24 protein-coding genes are annotated in these 21,884 nt (G+C 66.9%); 18 read left to right on the forward strand and 6 right to left on the reverse strand.

Annotation, left to right across the window (positions count from 1 at the left end; genetic code table 11):
* The first annotated feature begins 129 nt into the window (after positions 1 to 129).
* The 7 genes from IE92_RS0114340 to IE92_RS18445 all read left to right on the forward strand — a co-directional run bounded on the left by IE92_RS0114340 (position 130) and on the right by IE92_RS18445 (position 6,171).
* Positions 130 to 765, forward strand: coding sequence for a histidine phosphatase family protein (locus IE92_RS0114340; protein ID WP_030149194.1), 636 nt, complete (start codon positions 130 to 132; stop codon positions 763 to 765).
* 2 nt (positions 766 to 767) lie between these two features.
* Entirely contained in the window at positions 768 to 1,382 is a 615-nt protein-coding gene (locus tag IE92_RS0114345) for a TlpA family protein disulfide reductase (RefSeq protein WP_030149195.1), read from the forward strand.
* A gap of 4 nt (positions 1,383 to 1,386) precedes the next feature.
* Positions 1,387 to 2,133 (forward strand): cytochrome c biogenesis CcdA family protein, encoded by a 747-nt coding sequence (locus tag IE92_RS0114350; RefSeq protein ID WP_030149196.1) that lies wholly within the window; start codon positions 1,387 to 1,389, stop codon positions 2,131 to 2,133.
* Positions 2,117 to 3,814, forward strand: coding sequence for a cytochrome c biogenesis protein ResB (gene resB / locus IE92_RS0114355; protein WP_030149197.1), 1,698 nt, complete (start codon positions 2,117 to 2,119; stop codon positions 3,812 to 3,814). Before IE92_RS0114350 ends, resB begins: the two co-directional genes overlap by 17 nt.
* Positions 3,811 to 4,869: a c-type cytochrome biogenesis protein CcsB gene (ccsB, locus tag IE92_RS0114360; protein WP_030149198.1), complete on the forward strand. Its 1,059-nt coding sequence runs from the start codon at positions 3,811 to 3,813 to the stop codon at positions 4,867 to 4,869. The genes resB and ccsB overlap by 4 nt, the downstream gene beginning before the upstream one ends.
* Positions 4,870 to 5,009: 140 nt before the next feature.
* Positions 5,010 to 5,516 (forward strand): hypothetical protein, encoded by a 507-nt coding sequence (locus tag IE92_RS0114365; RefSeq protein ID WP_030149199.1) that lies wholly within the window; start codon positions 5,010 to 5,012, stop codon positions 5,514 to 5,516.
* A 154-nt stretch (positions 5,517 to 5,670) separates the two neighbouring features.
* Positions 5,671 to 6,171 carry a hypothetical protein gene (locus IE92_RS18445; protein WP_156027589.1) on the forward strand — a complete coding sequence of 167 codons (501 nt, stop codon included), beginning with the start codon at positions 5,671 to 5,673 and terminating at the stop codon, positions 6,169 to 6,171.
* Between the two features lie 101 nt (positions 6,172 to 6,272).
* Here IE92_RS18445 and IE92_RS17490 read toward each other — a convergent pair whose 3' ends face one another.
* The gene (locus IE92_RS17490) at positions 6,273 to 7,955 is read right to left on the reverse strand and encodes a sigma-70 family RNA polymerase sigma factor (protein WP_030149201.1); all 1,683 of its coding nucleotides are present in this window, start codon (positions 7,953 to 7,955) and stop codon (positions 6,273 to 6,275) included.
* Positions 7,956 to 8,431: 476 nt separating this feature from the next.
* Between IE92_RS17490 and IE92_RS0114380 the strand changes: the two genes are divergently transcribed.
* Positions 8,432 to 8,974 carry a hypothetical protein gene (locus tag IE92_RS0114380; protein WP_030149202.1) on the forward strand — a complete coding sequence of 181 codons (543 nt, stop codon included), beginning with the start codon at positions 8,432 to 8,434 and terminating at the stop codon, positions 8,972 to 8,974.
* A 24-nt stretch (positions 8,975 to 8,998) separates the two neighbouring features.
* On the opposite strand, the gene IE92_RS0114385 is transcribed toward IE92_RS0114380, so the two are convergent.
* Positions 8,999 to 9,988 (reverse strand): o-succinylbenzoate synthase, encoded by a 990-nt coding sequence (locus IE92_RS0114385; protein WP_030149203.1) that lies wholly within the window; start codon positions 9,986 to 9,988, stop codon positions 8,999 to 9,001.
* A gap of 66 nt (positions 9,989 to 10,054) precedes the next feature.
* On the opposite strand from IE92_RS0114385, the gene IE92_RS0114390 reads away from it, so the two are divergent.
* Complete coding sequence (locus tag IE92_RS0114390) at positions 10,055 to 10,792, forward strand: FadR/GntR family transcriptional regulator (RefSeq protein ID WP_051701995.1); 738 nt, start codon at positions 10,055 to 10,057, stop codon at positions 10,790 to 10,792.
* Positions 10,793 to 10,853: 61 nt separating this feature from the next.
* On the opposite strand, the gene IE92_RS0114395 is transcribed toward IE92_RS0114390, so the two are convergent.
* The 3 genes from IE92_RS0114395 to IE92_RS0114405 are packed head-to-tail and all read right to left on the reverse strand — an operon-like array spanning position 10,854 to position 13,269.
* Entirely contained in the window at positions 10,854 to 11,888 is a 1,035-nt protein-coding gene (locus tag IE92_RS0114395; protein WP_030149205.1) for an L-idonate 5-dehydrogenase, read from the reverse strand.
* Positions 11,888 to 12,658, reverse strand: a complete 771-nt coding sequence (locus IE92_RS0114400; RefSeq protein WP_030149206.1) for an SDR family oxidoreductase — start codon at positions 12,656 to 12,658, stop codon at positions 11,888 to 11,890. The genes IE92_RS0114395 and IE92_RS0114400 overlap by 1 nt, the downstream gene beginning before the upstream one ends.
* Complete coding sequence (locus IE92_RS0114405) at positions 12,655 to 13,269, reverse strand: gluconokinase (protein WP_211250799.1); 615 nt, start codon at positions 13,267 to 13,269, stop codon at positions 12,655 to 12,657. The genes IE92_RS0114400 and IE92_RS0114405 overlap by 4 nt, the downstream gene beginning before the upstream one ends.
* A 139-nt stretch (positions 13,270 to 13,408) precedes the next feature.
* Between IE92_RS0114405 and IE92_RS0114410 the strand changes: the two genes are divergently transcribed.
* From IE92_RS0114410 to IE92_RS0114440, 7 genes are all read left to right on the forward strand, one after another.
* On the forward strand, positions 13,409 to 14,101 hold the full coding sequence (locus IE92_RS0114410; protein WP_051701996.1) for an SDR family oxidoreductase: 693 nt from the start codon (positions 13,409 to 13,411) through the stop codon (positions 14,099 to 14,101).
* A gap of 136 nt (positions 14,102 to 14,237) precedes the next feature.
* Complete coding sequence (locus IE92_RS0114415; protein WP_030149209.1) at positions 14,238 to 14,654, forward strand: hypothetical protein; 417 nt, start codon at positions 14,238 to 14,240, stop codon at positions 14,652 to 14,654.
* A gap of 143 nt (positions 14,655 to 14,797) precedes the next feature.
* Positions 14,798 to 15,259, forward strand: a complete 462-nt coding sequence (locus IE92_RS16870) for a hypothetical protein (RefSeq protein ID WP_043322256.1) — start codon at positions 14,798 to 14,800, stop codon at positions 15,257 to 15,259.
* Between the two features lie 213 nt (positions 15,260 to 15,472).
* Positions 15,473 to 15,883, forward strand: coding sequence for a hypothetical protein (locus tag IE92_RS0114425; protein WP_030149210.1), 411 nt, complete (start codon positions 15,473 to 15,475; stop codon positions 15,881 to 15,883).
* Positions 15,884 to 15,950: 67 nt separating this feature from the next.
* Complete coding sequence (locus IE92_RS0114430) at positions 15,951 to 16,853, forward strand: 1,4-dihydroxy-2-naphthoyl-CoA synthase (RefSeq protein ID WP_030149211.1); 903 nt, start codon at positions 15,951 to 15,953, stop codon at positions 16,851 to 16,853.
* The gene (locus IE92_RS0114435; protein ID WP_245601310.1) at positions 16,853 to 18,001 is read left to right on the forward strand and encodes an AMP-binding protein; all 1,149 of its coding nucleotides are present in this window, start codon (positions 16,853 to 16,855) and stop codon (positions 17,999 to 18,001) included. Before IE92_RS0114430 ends, IE92_RS0114435 begins: the two co-directional genes overlap by 1 nt.
* A 65-nt stretch (positions 18,002 to 18,066) precedes the next feature.
* Entirely contained in the window at positions 18,067 to 19,053 is a 987-nt protein-coding gene (locus IE92_RS0114440) for a 1,4-dihydroxy-2-naphthoate polyprenyltransferase (protein ID WP_370581457.1), read from the forward strand.
* Positions 19,054 to 19,116: 63 nt separating this feature from the next.
* On the opposite strand, the gene IE92_RS18795 is transcribed toward IE92_RS0114440, so the two are convergent.
* Positions 19,117 to 19,542 carry a DUF4229 domain-containing protein gene (locus IE92_RS18795; protein WP_043322257.1) on the reverse strand — a complete coding sequence of 142 codons (426 nt, stop codon included), beginning with the start codon at positions 19,540 to 19,542 and terminating at the stop codon, positions 19,117 to 19,119.
* A gap of 99 nt (positions 19,543 to 19,641) precedes the next feature.
* Between IE92_RS18795 and IE92_RS0114450 the strand changes: the two genes are divergently transcribed.
* Together IE92_RS0114450 and menD are read left to right on the forward strand one after the other, a co-directional pair.
* The gene (locus IE92_RS0114450) at positions 19,642 to 20,040 is read left to right on the forward strand and encodes a PLD nuclease N-terminal domain-containing protein (RefSeq protein WP_030149215.1); all 399 of its coding nucleotides are present in this window, start codon (positions 19,642 to 19,644) and stop codon (positions 20,038 to 20,040) included.
* A complete protein-coding gene (menD, locus tag IE92_RS0114455) occupies positions 20,037 to 21,872 on the forward strand; it encodes a 2-succinyl-5-enolpyruvyl-6-hydroxy-3-cyclohexene-1-carboxylic-acid synthase (RefSeq protein WP_030149216.1) in 1,836 nt (611 codons plus the stop codon). The genes IE92_RS0114450 and menD overlap by 4 nt, the downstream gene beginning before the upstream one ends.
* Positions 21,873 to 21,884 lie beyond the last annotated feature (12 nt).

Genomic DNA, 21,884 nt, shown 5'->3' on the forward strand with positions numbered 1-21,884 from the left:
GCCGCCCGTGGCCCGCACCGCTACTTTCTGACGCGTAGGCGTGATACCCGAAGTTCCTGGAGATGGAGCGAATTCTCGGCAAACTCATAGTGAGCGTTTTCACAGCCTGAGCCCACGTAGACTGGGGACGTGGTTGCTGCCCAGATTCACCTCGTCCGTCACGGCGAGGTCTTTAATCCCGATCGAGTCCTGTATGGACGCCTGCCCGGCTTTGGCCTGTCCGAACGCGGACACAAGATGGCCGCGGCGGCCGCCAACGACCTCCTGGCGCGGGATCGAAAATACGGCACCCTGATCGCCTCCCCGCTGCAGCGCACCCAGGAATCCGCCGCCCCGGTGGCCGCCCTGCTCGGGCTGACCCCGGTACTGGATGAGCGCGTGATCGAGCCCCACAACCACTTCGAGGGCAAGCAGATGCGCCGCGCGGTCCTCAACCCGCGCAACTGGCCGGCCCTGCGCGACCCGAATCTGCCCAGCTGGGGTGAGCCCTACGGCTCGATCGTGACCCGGATGATGGCGGCCATCGAGCACGCCTGGAAGACCACCTCCTCGGGCGACGCCGTGATCGTCAGCCACCAGCTTCCGATCTGGATGGTGCACCGCTACCTCGCCGATGAGGCCCTGCGGCACGATCCGCGCAAGCGCCGCTGCGCGCTCTCAAGCATCACCACCCTGGAAAAGGTGGGTGACCGTTTTGTCGAGGTGGAGTATCGAGACCCGGCGGCCGAACTGGCCGCGGGCTCGCTGGATGTAGGAGCGGTATAGCGATGATCGGATTCCGAGGCTCGAAGCTGGGACGCGCGGGCGTGGTGGGTGCCGCGGCACTCGCAATGGTGCTGACCCTGGCCGGCTGCGCCAACGACAAGCTCGCCAGCGAATACACCTCCGCCGACAACAAGAACTACATTGCCGGCGACGGCAGCGTGACCGAGATTGCCGCGAAGGATCGCGAAAAGCCGGTGTCCTATGAGGGCAAGGACGAGGAGGGGAAGAACATCACCTCCGCCAGCCTGCTCGGCGACGTGGTGGTCCTGAACTTCTGGTACGCGGGCTGTGCGCCCTGCCGTGCCGAGGCTCCCGATCTACAGGCCCTGAACGAGAAGTACGACGGCAAGGGTGCCAGCTTCGTGGGTGTCAACGTCTACGACCAGGCCGAAACCGCCCTGGCCTTCAACAAGACCTATAACGTCACCTACCCCTCGATCCTCGACATCAACGACGGTGCGGTGAAGCTCGCCTTCACCGGCCAGGTGCGCCCCAACGCCGTGCCGACCACCCTGGTGATCGACAAGGAGGGCCGCGTGGCCGCCCGCATCCTGGGCAAGATCAGCGACCGTTCGATCCTGGACACCCTGATTCGCGACACGATCGCCGAGAAATAATCGGATGAATATCGGTCAAATCATCGGGGACGGCGGCCTCCTGGTCGCCATTCCCCTGGCGCTGTTGGCCGGCCTGGTGTCCTTTGCCTCGCCGTGTGTGTTGCCGCTGGTTCCCGGCTACCTGGCCTATGTCGGCGGCATGGCCCCGCAGAGCGGCGAGCGTCCGGCGCGGGAGCGTCGTCGCCTGCTGCTCGGGGTGATCCTCTTTGTCCTCGGCTTTACCGTCGTTTTTGTGCTGATGAGCATCGTCGCCGGTGCCGCCGGGGTCTTCCTGGTGGAGTGGAGCGGGATCATCACCCGCATCCTCGGCGTGGTCATCATCATCATGGGCGTGGCCTTTGTGGGTCAGGTCAGCTTCCTCCAGCGTGAGTGGAAGCCCTCCTGGACCCCGGCCACCGGCCTCGTCGGGGCCCCGCTGCTCGGCATCGTGTTTGCAGTCGGCTGGGTGCCCTGCCTCGGCCCGACCCTCACCGCGATCCTCAGCCTGGGGTACAACTCGGGCACCGTGGGTCGCGCGGTGATCCTGGCGATCGCCTACTGCATCGGCCTCGGACTGCCCTTCATCCTGGTAGCCCTCGGCTTCGGCTGGATGGCCGGTGCCACTACATTCCTCAAGCGTCATATTCGCGTGATTAACATCGCCGGTGGCGTTCTGCTCGTTCTCATCGGACTCCTCATGGTCACCGGACTATGGGGTCAACTGATGTCTAGCCTAGGTTCGGTGATTGCAGGCTTTGACCCGGCCATCTGATTACGTAGACGCGAGCTCACCTCAGGGTGAGCCCGACGCCCCGATTAACGCCCCCAAGCTGGGGTTTGTGGGGGCGCTGCGCTTTGCGTGGCGTCAGCTCACCAGCATGCGCACCGCGCTGCTGCTGCTCCTGCTGCTGGCGATCGCCGCGGTGCCCGGATCCCTGGTCCCGCAGCGCAGCTCGGACCCCAACGGGGTGATCCAGTACTTCCGCGACAACCCCGATCTGGCACCGGTCCTGGACAAGATCCAGATGTTCGACGTGTACAGCTCGGCGTGGTTCTCGGCGATCTACCTGCTGCTGTTTGTGTCGCTGATCGGCTGCATCATCCCGCGCACCAAGCACCACTATCAGGCGATGCGTCAGCGCCCGCCGCGCACACCTGCCCGGCTCAACCGGCTCGCGGTGCACCGCGAGCAGAACCTGTCCGGTGGCAGCACCGGCGAGGCGATCACCGCTGCCCGGGACCTGCTGAAGAAGTCGGGCTACCGCACCGAAATCTACACCGGCAAGGACGGTGTAGCCTCGGTGTCCGCCGAGCGTGGATACCTGCGCGAGACCGGAAACCTGCTCTTCCACTCGGCCCTGGTGCTGGTCCTGGTGGCCGTCGGCTTTGGTGGCGGCTTCGGTTATGCGGGGCAGAAGGTGGTGGTCGAGGGCCAGACCTTCGTCAACTCGCTGGTCGATTTCAACTCCTTCAACCCGGGTCGCTTTGTGGACACCGAGTCGCTGCCCCCCTACTCGCTCAAGCTCGACAAGTTTGACGTGGAGTACGAAACCAAGAACATCAACGCCTACGGTCAGGCCATCGACTACACCGCCCACGTCACCTCGCGGGACGTGGACGGCGACACCGAGAAGCACCAGATCAAGGTGAACCAGCCGCTGCGTATCGACGGCACCAACGTCTACCTGCTGGGTAACGGCTACGCGCCCAAGGTGACCGTGCGCGATCCCGAGGGCAACGTGGTCTTCACCGACTCGATCCCGTTCCTGCCGATGGACACCAACCTCACCTCGCAGGGTGTCATCAAGATTCCGGACGGGCTGGCCAAGCAGATCGGTATGATCGGCTTCTTCTATCCCACCGCGGTCGAACAGACCTCCGGGGCGTTCGCCTCGAACTATCCCGACCTGATCTACCCGACCCTGAGCCTCAACGTCTACTCGGGTGACCTGGGCATCAACGACGGTGTGCCGAAGTCGGTCTACTCGCTGGACACCGACAAGATGACCGAGATCGCCGGCCGCACCATCGGTAAGAAGGAGGGTGGCACCGCGCCGCTCAAGCTCATGCCCGGCCAGACCCAGAACCTGCCCGATGGGCTGGGGACGATCACGTTTGAAAACGTCAACCCCCACCCCAAGAAGGATGACTATGCGGGCTCGGTCGCCCGCTTCGCCTCGATGGATATTCACCGCGATCCGACCCAGGTGTGGGTGGGAATCTTCGCCGGTCTGATCCTGCTGGGCCTGCTGACCTCGCTGTTCATCCCGCGCCGCCGCGTGTGGGTGAAGGCAACCGAGGGTGCCGACGGCACCGTCCTGATGGAATACGCGGGCCTGGCCCGTGGAGAAGACCCCGGCCTGCGTGAGGCCGTGGACAATATTGCCGAACGGCATATTCGAGCCCTCGGGGCAGTCCCCGATGAGGCCCGGGAAGGTAACGTAGAAGCGTGACACTTGATCTGATCTCCGTATATGCCCTGTGGTCGGCAATCGCGCTGTATGCGATCGCCTTCGTGGCATTCGCCTTTGACCTGGCGCGCCGAAGCGCCGAGGTCGCCGCCGCCGCCGACGAGGCCGCCGAGAAGGCAGCCGCCGCCGAGCGCGCGGCCGCCGGTGAACCCGTCGCGGTGAAGGCTCTCGCCTCCGCGACTGTCGGTTCGGCCGGTGCCGGTAAGGCTCGTCCCGGCCGCCCGGCCGGTGGCACCCTGACCCTGGAAGAGGACCACTCGGGCACGGTCACCGCGTCCCGGTCGATCTCGCTGCGGATCGGTGTGGCCCTGTCGATCCTCGGCTTCCTGCTGCACCTCACCGCCGTCGTGACCCGTGGCGTGGCCGCGGGCCGCGTGCCGTGGGCCAACATGTACGAGTTCGCGATGACCGGTACCGCCGTGATCGTGGCCGTCTTCCTGATCATCCTGACCCGGGTGGACCTGCGCTTCCTCGGTGCCTTCATCATGGGCCTGATCGTGATCCTGCTGGGTCTGTCCTCGCTGAACTTCTACATCGAGGTTGCCCCGCTACCGCCGGCACTGCAGTCGGCCTGGCTGGTGATCCACGTGTTTGTGGCCACCACCGGAACCGGATTCTTCTTCCTCGGCTTTGCGCTCACCGCCCTGCAGCTGATCCAGGCTCGCCGCGAGGCCGCCGGAACCGCCCTGTCGGCCAAGCGCTTCCGCTTCATGGCGACCCTGCCCAGCTCGCAGCGCCTGGACAACCTGTCCTACCGCGTGAACATCATCGGCTTCATCCTCTGGACCTTCACCCTGATCGCCGGCGCGATCTGGGCCGAGGCCGCCTGGGGCCGGTACTGGGGCTGGGACGTCAAGGAGGTGTGGACCTTCATCATCTGGGTGGTCTACGCCGGATACATTCACGCCCGCGCTACCCGCGGCTGGCGCGGAAACCGCGCGGCCTGGCTGTCGATGATCGGTGCCGTCACGGTGCTGTTCAACTTCACCATCGTGAATCTGTTCTTCAAGGGACTGCACGCCTACTCGGGTCTGTAAGCCTCCGCACCACACACATCACCCCGCGCATGCACTGCGCGGGGTGATGTGTTTTTCCGGGGGCCCGGGAGTCGCCGGTACTGATACTCTGCATCGGTACCCGACAACCGGGATCTCCCCGATTAACGAATGGAAACTGCGTGAAACTGCAGAAGAAGATGCTCGCAACGATCGTGGCGGGCACCGTCTTGGCGCTCACCCTCGCCGGATGTTCGGCGGCCGGGGTCGAGAAGAGCGAATCTGCGTCCCCCAAGCCCGCGGCGGTTTCGGCCGAACCCACCCCCTCGGAAACCCCGACCATCCCCGCACAGAGCGTGCCCGAGGCCTGCTCGATCGTGCAGACGGTTCAGGCCGCGGACGATGAGAACTACACCGCGGTTCTGGGACTTCTCTTTACCGACCCGCAGCGAGCGGGGGAGAGTATCGACGGCGTGGTTGACCGCCTGGCGGCCTCGATCAACGAGGTCACCAATGAAGAGGTGAAGTCGGCGGCCACCGAGGAACTCGACCTGATGAGGGTGTTCGCCTCGATGGTCCACAAGTATGGCAAGAACGCGCTGAACCCCGACAACCCCGAGGTGGCGACCCTCCAGGCGGCGAAGGACGCGGGCCCCTCGAAGTTCTCTCAGCTCTGCCCCGGAGCCTAAGCGTCATTCATACTGGCGTGAGCCTCGTCCCGCGTGCTGTGGGACGAGGCTTTCGCGTCTCTCCGCCCGATACATCACCGTCGTTTCTGGTAGCGTGCCTCGTTAGGGGGTAGCCATTTTATGGGGGGCTGCCGTAATCAGAAATGAGTACGCAATGAAACTGCAAGTGAGTGTTTTTCGAACGATAGTGGCGAGTGTGTCGGTAGCGTTAGTGCTGACCGGATGCGCCTCGGAAAACGGTGCCAAAAACGACGCATCATCGGCGCGCCCAACCGCGTCTGCCTCGAGTCAGGACGAACGGGCAAAGCCGGCCGCGATGACGGTAGAAGAGGCCTGTTCGCGCGTGAAGGATACCCTGCGCCAAACGATGGACGATTTCGCGCTGGTCCCTAATATGATCGCCACCCAACCCGAGGAAGCGGGCAAGGCGTTGGACGAGATTGTGACGCGGATGAACGAGGTGAATGAGTCAATCACCAATGAAGAGGTGAAGGCGGCCTCTGCCGAGTACACCGCACAGTTCTCAACGCTCGCCTCACTCGTACACGCCAACGGTGCCGATGCGCTCAACCCAGACCGCCCCGAAGTCGTCAAATTGCGTGAGGAACAAAGTGCGGGGGTCGGCAAACTCGGTACCCTGTGCCCGGGCTCCTAGGAGGCTAGCGGCCTCTTCATCGTCCGGGGTACGTTACTGGGTGATCACCATGGTGGTGGGGCTCTTAGGGCGTTACCCGCGTCTTTATCGTCCGGGGTACGTTACTGGGTGATTACCACGGTGGCGGGGCTCGTGGGTCCGCGCCGATCACCCGATTCATAGTGCGCGCTCAGGGTCACCCGGTTGAGTGAGGCGGGGATAGAGAGCGGGGTTTCGGTGACCCCGTCGGTGCCTCCGGTGATCGGCCGGGTACCCAGCGGATCGATGGTCAGCACGGCCGAGGTGGCCGGCCGGGAGTGGATGATCGCGGTGATTCCCCAGGCCGGGTCCCAGCGCACGGTGGGGCGTTCGGGGGTTTCCAGGGACACCGTCTGCGTCGTCTCGGTCGAGGTGAGCCCCTCGATGCTCTGGCTGACCCGCAGCTCCGAGGTGCCGGCCGGAAGTTCCAGCTGGGCGGTGCTCCAGGCACCATCGGCCTCGGTCACCACCTCGACGTCCACACCGGGACCGGTGAGGTGCACGGTCGCGGCGGGTTTGGCCCGGCCGCTCACCATCGGCCAGAGTAGTCCGTCGCCATCATCGACCCGGGTGATTTTCGGTGCCTCCGGGGTGCCCGTCGTGGGCGGTATGGGCGACGGCGTCGGGATCGGCGTGGGGTTGGGGGTGGTGGCGATATCCGGAGCGGGTGCCGGTGCCACGGCGACGGGGCCGGCAGGCGCGCCCGGTACCGGTATCCCTACCCGGGGAAGCAGCACACCATCGGGATCGCTCGTCGGATCGGGGGTCGGGTTTTCGGGCACCGTGGGCAGCGTCGAGTCGGGGTTCGGCGGAGTGCTAGGCAGCGCCCGCCCGAGACGCTGCGCCGAGACGGCGGGCGGTGGCGAATTTTTGGGGAGCATTGTCACGCCGACGATCCCGGCCGCCACGAGTGCGCCGGCCGCGGCGGTGGTGGTGATCGTCATGGCCGGTTTGCTGTGTCGCAGGGCGGCGACGGCGGCGACCGCCGAGCTCGACGAACTCCCCGCGAGATACGCGGCCGCCCCCGCCCCGATCAGCGCCGGGAGCAGGACGATCCGCAGGATACCGGCGAGCTCACGTCCCTCGGCCACGAGCGCGCGGCAGGACGCGCACTCGTCGATATGGGCATCAAAGCGTGCACGATCCCGCGCACCCAGGGCATCGCGGCTGTACTCGCCGATTCGCTGCACCACCCAGCGGTGCTCGCTCTCGGGCGGGAGGATCGCAAAGTGCTCCTGGATCCACGCCTGGCGCAGCCCCTCGCGCGCGCGATAGGCCAGCGCCGACACCGAGTTGGCGCTCACGCCGATGAGCGGAGCGATCTGGCGTGGACGCTTTCCCTCAACCTCCGAGTACCAGAGCACCTCCTGCCAGCGGGTGGGCAGCGTCGCAAACGCTCGAATGATGAGCTGACGATCAAATTCCTGCGAGGTCATATCGGCGCTCAGATCCCCGATAACCTCCAGCTGGTCCACGTTCACCTCGTGCTGTCGACCACCCCAGCGGGCGATGACCGAGCGGATGGTGGCAAATAGGTAGGGGCGAAAGGCGTCGTGGGGACCGGAGCCGCGGTTGACCGTGGCGATGATGCGGGTGAAGGCCTCGGACACCACATCGTCCGCGTCGAACGAGCGGGAGATGGCTCGGGAGGCGCGCTTTCCGGCTTCCGCATGGCGCGTCCAGAGGGTGGTAAACGCCTCCTCTTTTCCGGCGCGCGCGGCGTCAAGAAGCTCGGAGTCGTCGGGGGAGGGGGTTTCGCTATTCAAGGATGATGAACCTCGGGTGGGTGTCTCGGCGGGGGAACCGAGCGGGGTGGGGTAAAAGCCCGCGGAGAGGGGGATGTTGTGCACTCCCCAGTGCCCACCCTCTCCGCGGCATGAATACCTCCCCGGGCATTCACGTCTGTACGGGGCGGAGCTGCGGCCGATGTGTTGCTGCCCCGTACAACCAACTAGATCGGGGCTCGGCCATTTCATGACGCGGCTTATTCAAGTATTTTCCGGCGATCACCTGGATTCAAGATCACATCTAATATTCCAAGTGGTTGCTCAGTTTTAGATTTCCCGCTTCCACCCCCAGTTCGGTGGGCATTTTGGTGCTGGGGCACCGCGGCGGTGCGGCGTTTCCCCGCGAACCGGCGCCGTCGCTGGGGATGTACTGTGTGGCGGTCCGGTTTGACGCTGATAGCCTGCACCGATGGGGTGGTCGGTTTGGGGGCCGCCGTGATCAGAAATGGATACGCGTGAGACCGTTCAAAACCACCTGTGCATCACTCGCGGCGGGAGCCGCGCTGATGCTCGCCCTGACCGCATGTGCCCCCGGGGCCACCCCGAGCACGGGCTCGGACACCTCGCCTTCCGCGAAGCTTGCGGCGGGAGAAACCTCGCCTTCTGTTGCCGCCAGCCCGGCTCCCGGCACGCATGTTTCCGCCGCCCAGCGGAAGGCCATCGCCGCCGACTGCGCCTTTACCCTGGGACAGCTGGAGACGGACACCGCCCCGCTCCTGACCGAGGCCCAGTCGCTGGTGGACAGCGACCCCCAGCGCGCCGGAGACCTGATGGATCAGGCCGTGGAAAAGTATCAGGAGGGCATCGACTCGATGGAATCGCAGCCCGTGAAGGACACCATTAAGGACCTCAAGCTGTACTTTTCCACCCAGGCGGTCCTGCTGCATAAGTATGGATCCGCGGGCCTGCAGGGGTACTACCCCGAATCCGCGGCGATGGAGGGGCTGGCGGGAAAGTTCCACGACGCCTATGACGCCCTCTGCTTCGCCAAGAAATAGGAGCGTCCACCACCTCGCCGCCGTCTAGGCGACGGCGGCGCAGGCGCGCACCCGATCCAGCCACCACCGACGCCGCTCGGGGCTCGCGGCATGGCGCACCAGGAGGTCCGGGTTCACGGTGATCCGCTCGGTGTGGATGGTCCCGTGCTCGGGCAGGAGCGGGTTATCGGTTACATCCGCGGCGAGGAGTGCCGCGGTACCCAGGCCGCACGCGAACGAGACCTCGGGCAGCGAGGCGGCCAGCCGAGCGCCCATCGAGAGTCCCACCGAGGTGTCCAGCGCGCTGGACACCACCACCGGGAGGCCCGCCGCGGACACGATTTCGCGGGCCCGGGCGATCCCACCCAGCGGCTGTGCCTTGATGACCAGCAGATCGGCGGCCCCGGCCCGGGCGACCGCCAGCGGATCCTCGGCCTTGCGCACGCTCTCATCGGCGGCGATACGCACCCCGAGCCCCGCGATGCGTGTGCGCAGCGCCGAGAGCTCGGCCACGCTTGCGCACGGCTGCTCGGCGTACTCCAGTCCAAACGGCGCGAGGGCAGCCAGCGCCGCCTCCGCCTCCGCCACGCTCCAACCGCCGTTGGCATCCACGCGGATGTTGCCCGCGGGGCCGAGAACCGAGCGCACGGCGGCAACCCGCGCCACGTCCTCGGCCAGGGTCTGTCCTCGCTCGGCCACCTTCACCTTGGCGGTGGTGCAGCCGGGGAACCGGGCGAGCACCCCGGGCACCGCCTCGGCAGCCACCGCGGGCACCGTGGCGTTGACCGGAATCTCGGTACGCAGCAGCTCGGGCTCGGGCCCGTAGGCAAAGTCGATGGCCGCATCCAGCCAGGTGCGCGCCTCGGCGGGTTCGTATTCGACAAACGGGGAGAACTCGCTCCACCCGCGCGGCCCCTCAAACACCAGGGCCTCGCGGCGCAGCAGGCCGCGGAAGCGGATGTTGAGCGGAAGATCCACGACGTGAGCGGTGGCCAGGATGTCGGTCACGGAAACCTCTGCGGCGGAGTAGGGCATATCCCTATTGTGCTCCGGTTTACTGAACGACGGCGGTATCCGCGCGGCGCCCGATAGTCTGGGGGCATGTCCTCAAGCCTGCATGATCGCGCGGTGGAAGAGCTCGGACGGCGCATCATTGCCGGCGAGTTGCCCGCGGGTTCCGCCGTCCTCGCCACCGATCTGGCCGCCGAACTCGGGGTGAGCCGTTCGGTGATCCGCGAGGCCGTTCGGGTGCTTCAGTCGCTGGGTCTGGTGGAATCGGTGCGACGCCTGGGCATCCGGGTGCTCGCCGAGGATCACTGGCGGGTGCTGGATCCCCAGCTGATCGCCTGGCGCCTGTCCGGAACGGGCCGCGGAGCCCAGCTACGCTCGCTCACCGAACTGCGTCGCAGCGTCGAGCCCGCCGCCGCCGAACTTGCGGCCCGGCATGCGCCCGATGCGGTGGCCGAGCGGCTGCTGCAGATCGCCGCGCGGATGCGCTCGATTGGCCGCGCCGGCGACCTGGAATCCTTCCAGGATCTCGACATTCAGTTCCACGCGCTGGTGCTGGGGGCCAGTGGCAATGAGATGTTTGCGGCCATGTCGGGGATGATCGGCGCGGTGCTGCGCGGTCGTACCCGACTGGGTCTGATGCCCAAACACCCGCACGAGGATGCGTTGCAGCTCCACATCGATGTGGCCGTGGCCATCCAGGGCCGCGATCCCGAGCGGGCCCGCGCGGCGATGGACGCGATCATGAGTCGCACCCTGGCCGAGGTGGAGCACATCTGGGCCGAGGAGCCGCGCACCGCACGCACCCCGTTGCCCGGGACGCTGGGATAGCCGGACCACACCAGACAAGAATCGGGTCGGTGAAGATCACCGACCCGATCCCTGTCCGGGGCTAGAACGCCAGCAGCACCTTGCCGCTGGTGGACGAATCCAGGGCCACGGCGAAGGCCTCGGCCGCATCCTCCACCGGGAACTCATGGGTGATCACCGGATCGATGCGCAGCGAGCCGTCGGCCAGGGCCGCGATCACCTCATCGATCTCGTCATTGAAGCGGAACGAACCCACCAGCTCAAGCTCGCGCACGATGGCCAGGCTGATCAGCGCCGGCTGCTCCCCCGAGGGCAGCAGCCCCACCATGACCACGCGGCCACCGCGGGTCGCGCCGCGCACCGCCGAGGCGAGCCCGCGCCAGTTCCCCGAGGACTCGATCACGATGTCCGCCTGCACCGCGGCGATGGCCTCGGTATCGGTGGCGTCCAGGGTCGCGTCGGCCCCGAGTTCCCGCGCGATCTCCCGCGGCTTCTCGTGCAGGTCCACCGCGGTGATGTGGGCGGCCCCGGCTCGCTTAAGCACGGCAACCGCCAGCGCGCCGATCGGACCGGTACCGATCACCAGCACCGACTTACCGGTCACCTCGCCGGCGCGGGACACCGCGTGCCAGGCCACCGAGGCTGGTTCCACCAGTGCGGCGGCGCGCAGTGTGAGGCCCGCGGGGAGGACACGCAGCATGCGGGCCGGCAGTGCAACCCGGCGGGCGAAGGCCCCGTCGGTGTGCGGGTGGCGCGCGGCGCTGCCCAGATAGGTCGAGGCCGGGGCCAGGTTTGGCCGATCCTCGGGATAGCGTATGCCGTCCACGGCATGCGGGGTATTGGGGTGCACGGCAACCGGGGTGCCGACGGCGGGGCCGGACCCATCGGCGGCCGCGTGCAGTACCGTACCCACCACTTCGTGACCGAGCACCAGCGGATCGATCAGGATGGATTCCCCGGCCGCCCCGTGGGTCCAGTAGTGCAGGTCCGATCCGCAGATCCCGCCGTACGCGATCTCGATGACCGCCTGATCGGCGGCGGGGGTGGGCTCGGGAAGGGTTTCGATCCGCAGATCTTCCTTGGCATGGGCCAGAACACCCAGGTTTTCGCGTGTCATCAAACCACCACCGTCATTCCGCCATCGATGAAGATGACCTGTCCGTTCACAAAGTCCGATCCCGAAGACGCCAGCCAGATCGCCGGACCGGCCAGATCCGCCGGGGTGCCCCAGCGGGCGGCCGGGGTGCGGCCGAGAATCCAGCCGTTGAACTGCGGATCATCCACGAGCTTCTGGGTCATATCGGTGTGGATATAGCCCGGGGCGATGGCGTTGATCTGAATGTTGGAGCCGGCCCACTCGGCGGTCATCGCCCGGGTGAGGTTGCGGATGCCACCCTTGGCCGAGGTGTAGGCCGAGAGGGTGGGGCGGGCCAGATCGGTCTGCACCGAGGCGATATTGATGATCTTGCCCGAACGCCGGGGCAGCATGTGCCGGGCGACGGCGCGGCCCACCAGGAACGCCGAGGTGAGGTTGGTCGCGATCACCCGATCCCAGTCGGCGCGGTCCAGCTCCACCAGCGGCTCGCGGTGCTGAATGCCGGCATTGTTAACCAGCACATCGATGGCGCCGATGCGGGACTCGATATCGGCGATGCCAGCGTTCACCGCGTCCTCATCGGTGATGTCGAACGCGATCGCGTGGATGCGATCGGCACCGAAGCGGGCGATAAATGCGGCCTCGGTTTCGGCGAGCGTGGTTGCGTCCCGGCCATGCAGAACCAACGTCGCGCCGGCGTCGGCCAGGCCCTCGGCGATGCTGCGGCCGATGCCGCGGCTGGATCCGGTGACCAGCGCCAGGCGGCCGGTCAGATCAAACAGGGTGCTCATGCTGACTCCTCGGTTTCGGGAACGGTTTCGGAAACGGCGGCGGGTGCCGATGCGGATGCCGGCGTCGGCGCGGTTTCGGAGGCGGGGACGGTCTCACCGGTCAGCGCGGCCAACCGGGTGTGGATCTCGGCGAGGATCTGCTCGGGCGTCTGGTCCAGGCTCACCTCAAACGCGCGCTCACCCTCCTCGAGCGGTTCGAGCGCGGCGAACTGGGAGTCCAGCAGGCTGTTGGGCATGTACTCGTGGTTACGTCCGGCCTGGCGGGCGGCGATCAGCGCGCGATCACCCACCAGGTGAATCAGGACGGTGCTCGGGGTGAGCCGCACGAGCTGGTCGCGATAGCGCCGCTTGAGGGCCGAGCAGGCCACCACGATAGGGGTGCCGGCGGCCAGATCATCGCGTACCCGCTCGGCGATGATTTCCAGCCAGGGGGCCCGGTCCTCGTCGTTCAGGGGCTGGCCCGCGGCCATCTTGTCCCGATTGTGCGCGGGGTGCAGGTCGTCGCCATCCACGAAGGGAATCCCAAAACTCCGGGCCAGGGCAATGCCGATGGTGGACTTGCCGGAGCCCGACACTCCCATCACGATCAGGGGCGGTGGGGACGTGGGCATCGATGACCTCCAGTATTCGGGCGCTTCATTACATCCGACATGATTCACTGAATTATGCGAATAAGTCTTACTTATAAACCATAACACCTCTCTGCCCGGGTACTCGCGCGCCGCCGATCCGACGTGCTAGCGTGAGCGCATGTCAGCTATTGCCATCATCGGGGGACACGGCAAGGTAGCCCTCCACCTCGAACAGATTCTTGTTAACCGCGGTCACCAGGTCACCGGTGTTGTCCGGAATCCGGATCACGTTGCCGATGTCGAGGCCACCGGAGCCAGCGCCGTCGTGGCCGATATCGAGACCCTCGTGATCTGGCAGATCGAAGACCTGCTGCGTGGCTTTGACATGATCGTCTGGTCGGCCGGTGCCGGTGGGGGCAGCCCCGAGCGCACCTATGCGGTGGACCGCGACGCGGCGATTCGCACGATTGATGCGGCCCTGCGCCTGGAAACTCGTCGTTTTGTCATGGTGTCCTATCAGGGTGCGCGCCTCGATCACGGCGTTGATCCCGAGGACTCCTTCTTCGCCTACGCCGAGGCCAAGGCGGCGGCCGATGAGTACCTGCGCCGTCAGGATCTGGACTGGACGGTCCTGGCCCCCGGTGCCCTCACGGATGAGGAATCCACCGGCAGGATTACGGTGACCGGGACCCGCGGCCCGGTGAGCCGAGCCAACGTGGCGCTGGTCGCGGCCGATGTCATTCATGCCCCGGAGACCGCCGGCCACACGATCCCGTTTGTGGACGGGGAGACCGAGATCGCCGACGCCCTGCGCGCGGTGATCGGCGGCGGAACCGCGGCGGGGGACGGTGTCACGCCGACCGCCGGGTAGATTCCACCTGTTATCCGACAGCTCATCGTGCAGGAGCGGCGGATTTCAATTGCGCATGGCCGGCACTGGATAGCCTGCCGGGGAGCGACATATCGCCCCGACCCCATGCCCTCAACACATTGGAATCCCTCACATCATGCGACCCTCCCTTCGTCAGACCCTCACCGCCGGTACCGCCCTCGTGCTCGCCCTGGGGCTTTCGGCGTGCAGCGCCGAACAGAGCGTTCCCGATGCGTGTGCGGTGATCAAGTCCGAGATGACCACCCATCTGAGCGATATCGGCTCCGGGCTCACGGCCGCCAGTACTGATCTCGCCGAGGGTGGGGAGCAGCTGGCGAAACTGTCCGGCAAAATCTCGGCCACCGCGGACAAGGTGGAGAATCCCGAGGTCAAGAAGTCGGTGGACGCGCTGTCCGCGGCGATCAAGGACGTGAGTACCGTGGTCAAGGAAAATGCCAAGGACTCCGAGAACGCGACCGATGAATCCTATGGGCCGGCGATGGTTTCGCTCACCGATGCCAACACCGCCTATTCCAAGCTCTGCGCGGCCTAGGGACCGCATCCGCCGGAGTACGAGCTGATAACAATAGTAGTTTGCCGCCCGTTTGAGCATGACAAATGTCTTTGGATATCAGTAGTCTGCGAGGGGGGAATTACAGCACCCCGATTTTTGCACCAATAAAATCTGGAGTTTTCATGCGTATCACTGCTCGTCGCGCGGCCGTTGCCGGCGCCACCATGCTTCTTGCCCTGGGCCTTTCGGCCTGTTCCGCCGGGGGAAATGCGGACGGAAAGGCGTCGGAGGCGCCCAAGACTCAGACCGTGGCCGAGGCCTGCGCGCTGATCGAAACCGAGATGAACGCGGTGGGCACCGACGTTCAGTCCGCCATGACCAACGCGGCCACCGACCCGAGCCAGGCAATCGCCGCCCTGAAGACCGTCTCCGAAAAGCTCAAGGAGACCTCCACCAAGGTGCAGAACGCCGACGTCAAGAAGGTTGTTGACCCGATGGTGGACGCCTTTGGTCGCCTGGGCGCAGCCATGGAGAAGATCACCGGTGACCCCGCCTCGGCTACCGAGGCCCTCACCGAGATCCAGGCCGTCGCCGGCGACATCCAGACCGTGGGTGCCGACTACGGCAAGGTCTGCTCGAAGTAGTCCCGTCCGCTTCGAGCCCCCGTCCACTTCTGGTGGGCGGGGGCTCGCTGCGTATGCGGTTACCACGGCACCGCGAACGCGGTGCCGTGGTGCGGGTGAGGGGCGGGTTCCCGGGCGTGTCGATTTCGAACCACTGAACAAATTTCGTAGCCTGCAAAGAGGGGCTCACAACGCCTCCAACTTCGCAATTCACACTCAGGAGCGCTCATTTTCATGCGTATTTCACTTCGTCGTTCGGCCGTAGTTGGCACCACCATGCTGCTGGCTATCGGCCTTTCCGCCTGCTCGAGCGGGCCCAGCACCGCCGACGCCTGTGCGTCCACCGATAAGGCACTGTCCTCGCTGACCCAGGACATGCAGACCGTCATGATGTCGGCCGCCAGCAACCCCGATGACACCAAGGCCGCGACCGCCAAGGTAGTGGACAAGTTCACCGCCCTGCAGAAGAAGGTCGAAAACGAGGACGTCAAGAAGGCCCTCGACCCCATGGCCGCGGCCTATAAGACCCTCAACACCGAGGTGGCCGCGTCCACCGACGGCGTCAGCGTGATGAACGCCATGGAGAAGTTCCTGACCGCCGACAAGGCCTCGGGTGCCGAGTACTCGAAGGTCTGCGCCAGCTAACCCACTCACCGGGCGCACCGAACGCCGCGCACGGGTAATCCCGTGCGCGGCGTTCTATGCTTGAGACATGCATGTTTCCGATCTGTTTGACGAGTCTGCGTGGCGCGATGTCCCCGGTTTTGAGGGACTCACCGACATCACCTACCACCACGATGTACACGGGCAGGTGGCGCGCATCGCGTTTAACCGGCCCGAGGTGCGCAACGCGTTCCGTCCGCGCACGGTGGATGAGCTCTACGCGGTGCTGGATGATGCGCGGCAGAACTCCCGGATCGGTGTGGTGCTGCTGACCGGCAACGGACCGAGCCCGAAGGACGGGGGCTGGGCCTTCTGCTCGGGCGGCGACCAGCGCATCCGCGGCCGCGACGGCTATAAGTACTCCGACTCGGAGACCGCCGTGCAGGACACCGCCCGCTCGGGCCGCCTGCACATCCTTGAGGTGCAGCGCCTGATTCGGATGATGCCCAAGGTTGTCATCGCGGTCATCCCGGGCTGGGCCGCCGGGGGCGGACACTCGCTGCACGTCGTCTGTGACCTGAGCATCGCCTCGGCCGAGCACGGCAAGTTCAAGCAGACCGACGCCGACGTGGGCTCGTTCGACGCGGGCTACGGCAGCGCCTATTTCGCGCGCCAGATCGGGCAGAAGTTCGCCCGCGAGGTCTTTTTCCTCGCTGAGGAGTACTCGGCCCAGCGGGCCTATGAGATGGGTGCCGTCAACCGGGTTGTGCCCCACGCCGAGCTGGAATCCACGGCCCTGGCCTGGGCTCGGACGATCCTGACCAAGTCGCCCACGGCGATCCGCATGCTCAAGTTCGCCTTCAACGCGGTGGATGACGGCATGGTGGGGCAGCAGGTCTTTGCCGGCGAGGCCACCCGCCTGGCCTACGGCACCGATGAGGCCGTGGAGGGACGCGACTCGTTCCTGGAAAAGCGCGCCCCCGACTGGTCGCCCTACCCCTGGCAGTACTAGTGACCGAGCAGGTGCCCGCCCGCTACGTCTCCGCCACCGACCGCGAGGCCTTTGCCGACGCGGTGGCGGATATGCTCGCGGGTATCGGTCCGGCGCTCCTGCCGGTGGCCGGACCGGAGCTGCCGGCGGAGACGAACCCCACGGTGCCCGCCGGGGTCGACGTGGTGATCGAAACCTCGGGGTCCTCGGGGATTCCCAAGCGCATCGCCCACTCGCGGCACGCGCTGCTGCACTCGGCCCGGGCGACCGAGCGGGTGCTTGGCGGACCGGGGACCTGGCTCTCGGCGCTGCCGGGCAACTACATCGCCGGATTGCAGGTCCTGGTGCGCTCACACCTGGCCGGAACCACCCCCGCCTACCTGCCGCCGGGGCCCTTTGACCCGGCCGTGTTCGAGGCGCATTCGCGGCTGATGTTCACGCGGGCGCTGGGTCGACGGTACGTCTCGCTGGTGCCCACGCAGGTGCAGCGCGTGCTGGATCACTCCGACGTGCTGGCCGAGTTTGATGCGGTGCTGGTGGGGGGTCAGGCGATCCCCGAACCCCTGCGCGAGCGCGCGCGGGCGGCCGGGGTCACCCTGGTCCGTACCTACGGCGCCAGCGAGACCGGAGGCGGCTGTGTGTATGACGGCGTCCCGCTGCCGGGGGTGAGCGCGGCGATTATCGCGGGGGAGATCCGGCTCTCCGGCCCGCTGCTGGCCCTCGGCTATCTCGCCGCCGACGGCACATGGGACAGCATCCGCACCGATGCGGCGTTTGCCGAGGCGACCGAAGACACCGAACGAGCGCTGCGCACCGGGGACACCGGCGAGATCGTGGACGGGGTGCTGGCGGTGCACGGGCGGATCGACAACGTGCTGATCTCCGGCGGGATCAACGTGAGCCTGGACCGGATCGACCGGGTCGCGCGCGACGCGGGGCTCGAGGATGCCGTCGCCGTGGCCGCCCCGGATGAGCGCTGGGGCCAGGTCCCCGTGGTGTTCACCGCGGTGCCGGATGCCGATCCCGAAGTCAGACTCGAGCGCATTCGCGCGGCCTGTGCGGAGCAGATCGGCCGCGAGGCTCGGCCCCGCGCGATCATCCTGCTGCCCGAGATGCCGCTGCTGGCATCCGGAAAACCCGACCGCCGCGCCCTCGCCGCGCGCACCTGAACACAATCCCGCGCCCGTTAACGGTGCATGTCGTATGATTCGTGGCAGACACTCTGGAGGAACCGTTGGCCAACAACCCGTCGCGCACCAGCGCACACAAGCCCCTGCGTAACACGCCCAAGGGCACCGGGAAAAGCGGGAACCCCGCAGCCCGTGAGATTCAGGAAATCCCCAAGGCACGCCTGGGGGACTGGATCAATGGGGCCCGTCCGTTCACCCTCTCGATGGCGGTGGCCCCGGTGGCCATCGGTACCGGCGCGGCCATTTTTGCCTCCGACCCCGGTGTGTACCACTGGGTGCGGGCGCTGCTGTGCCTGGTGATCGCGATTGCCCTGCAGGTCGGCGTGAACTTCGCCAACGACTACTCCGACGGCATCCGCGGCACCGACCAGCACCGGGTGGGCCCGTCCCGCCTGGTGGGCAGCGGCCGCGCCCCCGCACGCAGGGTCTTCGCCGTGGCGATGACCTTCTTCGGGATCGCCGCGGTGGCCGGCCTCGCACTGGTCATCATCTCGGGTATCTGGTGGCTGCTGATCGTCGGCGTGCTGGCCATCGTGGCCGCCTGGTACTACACCGGCGGCAAGCGACCCTATGGCTATCAGGGCCTGGGCGAGCTGTTTGTGTTCATCTTCTTTGGGCTGGTTGCCACCCTGGGCACCACCTTTGTGCAGATCGGCGCGGTCACCCAGCCGGCGATTGCCGGGGGTATTGCCGTGGGCTTCATCGCCGTGGCCACCCTGATGGTCAACAACCTGCGCGATATCGAGCAGGACAAGATCGCCGGTAAGCGCACCCTCTCGGTGCGCATAGGCGGCACCGCGACTCGGGTCAGCTATGTTGTGCTCCTGCTGCTGGCCCTGGGCCTGGCGATCTGGCTGGCGATCTTCATCCCGCTGGTGTGGGTCACCCTGTTCAGCCTGCTGGTGATGATCCCGGCGATCATCATCGTGCTCACCGGCAAGACCGCCCGCGAGTTTGTGCTGGTGCTCAAGCTCACCGGCGTGCTGCAGCTGATCTTCGGCCTGACCCTCGGATTTGGCCTGGCCTTCTAGGCACCGCACATAAAAAACCGCCCGGATCGTGATCGATCCGGGCGGTTTTGTGGTCTGGGGTGGCTACTTGCCGGGGGCGGTGTCCGCGGCGGGAACCGTGGCCGGGACCGCGTCGTCTGCGGGGGTCTCCTCGGTCGAGGCGGGCTGGGATTCCTCGGCGGCCTTTTCAACGGCCTTCTCGGCGGACTGTGCGGCGGCGGCCGGAGTCTCGTCCTCGTCCTGGTCGAGCAGGGCATCCTCGTCGTCCAGGTAGTCGTCTTCGACGTCCTCATCCTCGCCGTGCACGGGGTGACGCGCCTCATACAGCGACCCGGCCACCCGCTCGCGCGGGGTACGCAGGAACACCAGCGAGATCGCGAATCCGAGCGCGGCGGCGGCGACGGCCGCCCACATCGGCTCGATCCCGAGCAGGAGCAGCGCGGCCAGCGGCACGGCAAAGGCCAGCAGGCGCAGGATGGTAAACACGATTACGGATTGCAGGGGTTTCACCCGACCAGTCTACGTCGCCCAAGCTGAGTATTTCCGCCCGGAGGGAACCGCACGCCAAACGGCTGCCCGTTCCCGGGTACGCCCGGTAGCATAGGAGCCATGCCCAGGATCCTCTTTGCCCTCGTGGTGGTTTTTGTTGTCGCCACCGTCTACACCGTCGTGGACTGCGCGATGCGCGAAAACAGCCGCATCCGCGGGCTCTCCAAGCCCGTCTGGCTGGTGGTGATTCTGCTGCTCCCGGTTGCCGGTCTGGTGCTCTGGTACACGATCGGTCGGGCCCGAGGTGCCGCCCCGCAGCCCCGCACTCCGGATGATGACCCCGCCTTCCTCGGCGACCTGCGCCGGGTGAGCGAGCAGGACGAGCGGATCCGCCGCCTGGAGGAGGAGCTCGCCGCCCTCGACGCCGAGACCGAGCTGGATCACCCCGACGTCTTTGGGCCCCGCGACGGTAAGAACTCCGATGACGAGCCCGGTTCGGACTCCGAGCCGCGTCGATGAGCGCTGGAGATTCCCCCGCGAGCATGTACGCGCGGGGTCTGGTTGCCGAGCTGATTCGCCTGGGTATCCGTGACGCGGTGGTGTGCCCCGGTTCACGCTCGCAGGCCTGGGCGCTGGCATTTGCCGAGGCCGAGGCGGCCGAGCAGATTCGTCTCCGGGTACGGATCGATGAGCGCTCGGCGGCGTTCCTCGCACTCGGCCTGGCGGCCGAAACCGGACTGCCGGTACCGATCGTGGTCACCAGCGGAACCGCCGTGGCGAACCTCCATCCCGCCGTCCTTGAGGCCCATCACTCACACATCCCGCTGATCGTGCTGAGCGCCGACCGCCCCGAGGAGCTGCGGGGTATCCGCTCCAACCAGACCACCGCGCAGGCCCACCTGTTTGGTGCGGCGACCCGGCTGAGCCTGGATGAGGACGCCCCGAACGCCTCCCGAGACGAGACCGCGCGGGCGGCCGAACATGCCCGGACCGCGTTTGCCGCGGCCGCCGGTGCCGTGCCCGGACCGGTGCAGCTCAACGTGGGATTCCGCGAGCCGCTCTCCAGCGCGCTGGCGGAGGAGGCGACCGTTCCGGTGCCGGACGCGCAGGAGGTGCCGGACGCGCAGGAGGTGCCGGACGTGCCGAGCTCTGCCGATCTGACCGAGCAGGCCGAGACCGCGGAATCCGTGCTCGGTGCCGCCGACCGGGACACATCGGGGTCCGCCGCTCCGGCCGCGGCGGAGATCACGGCCGAGAAGGCATCCGGTGCCGCCCCCTCCGCGGTACCCGCGCACGTGCTGCCGCGCGGCCCACGCACCGTGGTCATCGCCGGAAACGGTGCCGGTCCCGGTGCCGAGGATCTCGCGCACCACGGCGGCTGGCCGCTGATCGCCGAGGTATCCAGCGGCAGCCGATATGGCCGCGCGCTGATCGTGCCGTATCGCGAGCTCCTGGATTCCCCCGATCACGGCGGGCTGATCGAGCGGGTCATCGTCTTCGGGCAGCCGACGCTGAGCCGTCAGGTGCCCGCGCTGCTGCGCCGCGAAAACGTGGAGACCTGGGTGGTCTCCGAACCCGATACCGAGCTGTTTGATCCCGGGCATAACGCCCACCGGGCCGCGAGCCTGAATGTCGAACCGGGACCGGTCGACCGCGACTGGCTGGGTCACTGGGTGGTCGCCGCCCGCGAGCTGACGGCCGAACGCTCAACCGATGTGGCCCCGGACCTGGAAGCCGCGCACTCCCACGACCCGGCCACCCGCCTGGCGTACGTGCGCGGGGAGTTCCAGGCCATTCGCGCGGCCCTGGATCGCCGGCTGCTGGTGGAGTCCGTGTGGCGGGCAACCTGGCCGCATGATCGCCTGGTGTTTGGTGCCTCGCGCCTGATCCGCGTGGCCGACGAGCACGTGCCGGGCAAGAAACTCTCGGTGTTTGCCAACCGAGGGCTGGCCGGAATCGACGGAACCGTGGCCACGGCCTCGGGAATCGCGCTGGCCCAGCAGGCCGAATCCGAGACCGGGGTGACCCGGGTGGTGATCGGCGATCTGACCCTCCTGCACGATGTGGGCGGGATGCTGCGGGTTCCCGGCGAGCAGGTGCCGCGGATCCAGATCATCGTGGGCAACGACGGGGGCGGGACGATCTTCGACAACCTCGAGGTGTCCCAGAGCGCAGCGCCGGCACTCGCCGCGCGGGTGCTGTTCACCCCGCAGGAGGTTCGGCTCGAATCTCTGGCCGAGGCCTATGGCTGGGAGTATCGCCGCGCGGCCACCCGCGCGGACCTGGACCAGGCCCTCACCACGCCCACGACCGGCCCCGTGCTGATCGAGGTGGCACTCACCCGCAACTAGCCGGGGCCCGGA

Origin of the sequence: Mycetocola saprophilus (assembly GCF_000718085.1) — a bacterium.
GTDB classification, from domain to species: domain Bacteria; phylum Actinomycetota; class Actinomycetes; order Actinomycetales; family Microbacteriaceae; genus Mycetocola; species Mycetocola saprophilus.

Bases quoted from the DNA above. Each gene is read 5' to 3' on its own strand.
- IE92_RS0114345 (WP_030149195.1), top strand. From the start codon at position 768: ATGATCGGATTCCGAGGCTCGAAGCTGGGACGCGCGGGCGTGGTGGGT.
- IE92_RS0114350 (WP_030149196.1), top strand. From the start codon at position 1,387: ATGAATATCGGTCAAATCATCGGGGACGGCGGCCTCCTGGTCGCCATT.
- IE92_RS18445 (WP_156027589.1), top strand. From the start codon at position 5,671: ATGAAACTGCAAGTGAGTGTTTTTCGAACGATAGTGGCGAGTGTGTCG.
- IE92_RS0114385 (WP_030149203.1), bottom strand. From the start codon at position 9,988: ATGCCCTACTCCGCCGCAGAGGTTTCCGTGACCGACATCCTGGCCACC.
- IE92_RS0114390 (WP_051701995.1), top strand. From the start codon at position 10,055: ATGTCCTCAAGCCTGCATGATCGCGCGGTGGAAGAGCTCGGACGGCGC.
- IE92_RS0114395 (WP_030149205.1), bottom strand. From the start codon at position 11,888: ATGACACGCGAAAACCTGGGTGTTCTGGCCCATGCCAAGGAAGATCTG.
- IE92_RS0114400 (WP_030149206.1), bottom strand. From the start codon at position 12,658: ATGAGCACCCTGTTTGATCTGACCGGCCGCCTGGCGCTGGTCACCGGA.
- IE92_RS0114405 (WP_211250799.1), bottom strand. From the start codon at position 13,269: ATGCCCACGTCCCCACCGCCCCTGATCGTGATGGGAGTGTCGGGCTCC.
- IE92_RS0114410 (WP_051701996.1), top strand. From the start codon at position 13,409: ATGTCAGCTATTGCCATCATCGGGGGACACGGCAAGGTAGCCCTCCAC.
- IE92_RS0114415 (WP_030149209.1), top strand. From the start codon at position 14,238: ATGCGACCCTCCCTTCGTCAGACCCTCACCGCCGGTACCGCCCTCGTG.
- IE92_RS16870 (WP_043322256.1), top strand. From the start codon at position 14,798: ATGCGTATCACTGCTCGTCGCGCGGCCGTTGCCGGCGCCACCATGCTT.
- IE92_RS0114425 (WP_030149210.1), top strand. From the start codon at position 15,473: ATGCGTATTTCACTTCGTCGTTCGGCCGTAGTTGGCACCACCATGCTG.
- IE92_RS0114430 (WP_030149211.1), top strand. From the start codon at position 15,951: ATGCATGTTTCCGATCTGTTTGACGAGTCTGCGTGGCGCGATGTCCCC.
- IE92_RS0114450 (WP_030149215.1), top strand. From the start codon at position 19,642: ATGCCCAGGATCCTCTTTGCCCTCGTGGTGGTTTTTGTTGTCGCCACC.
- menD (WP_030149216.1), top strand. From the start codon at position 20,037: ATGAGCGCTGGAGATTCCCCCGCGAGCATGTACGCGCGGGGTCTGGTT.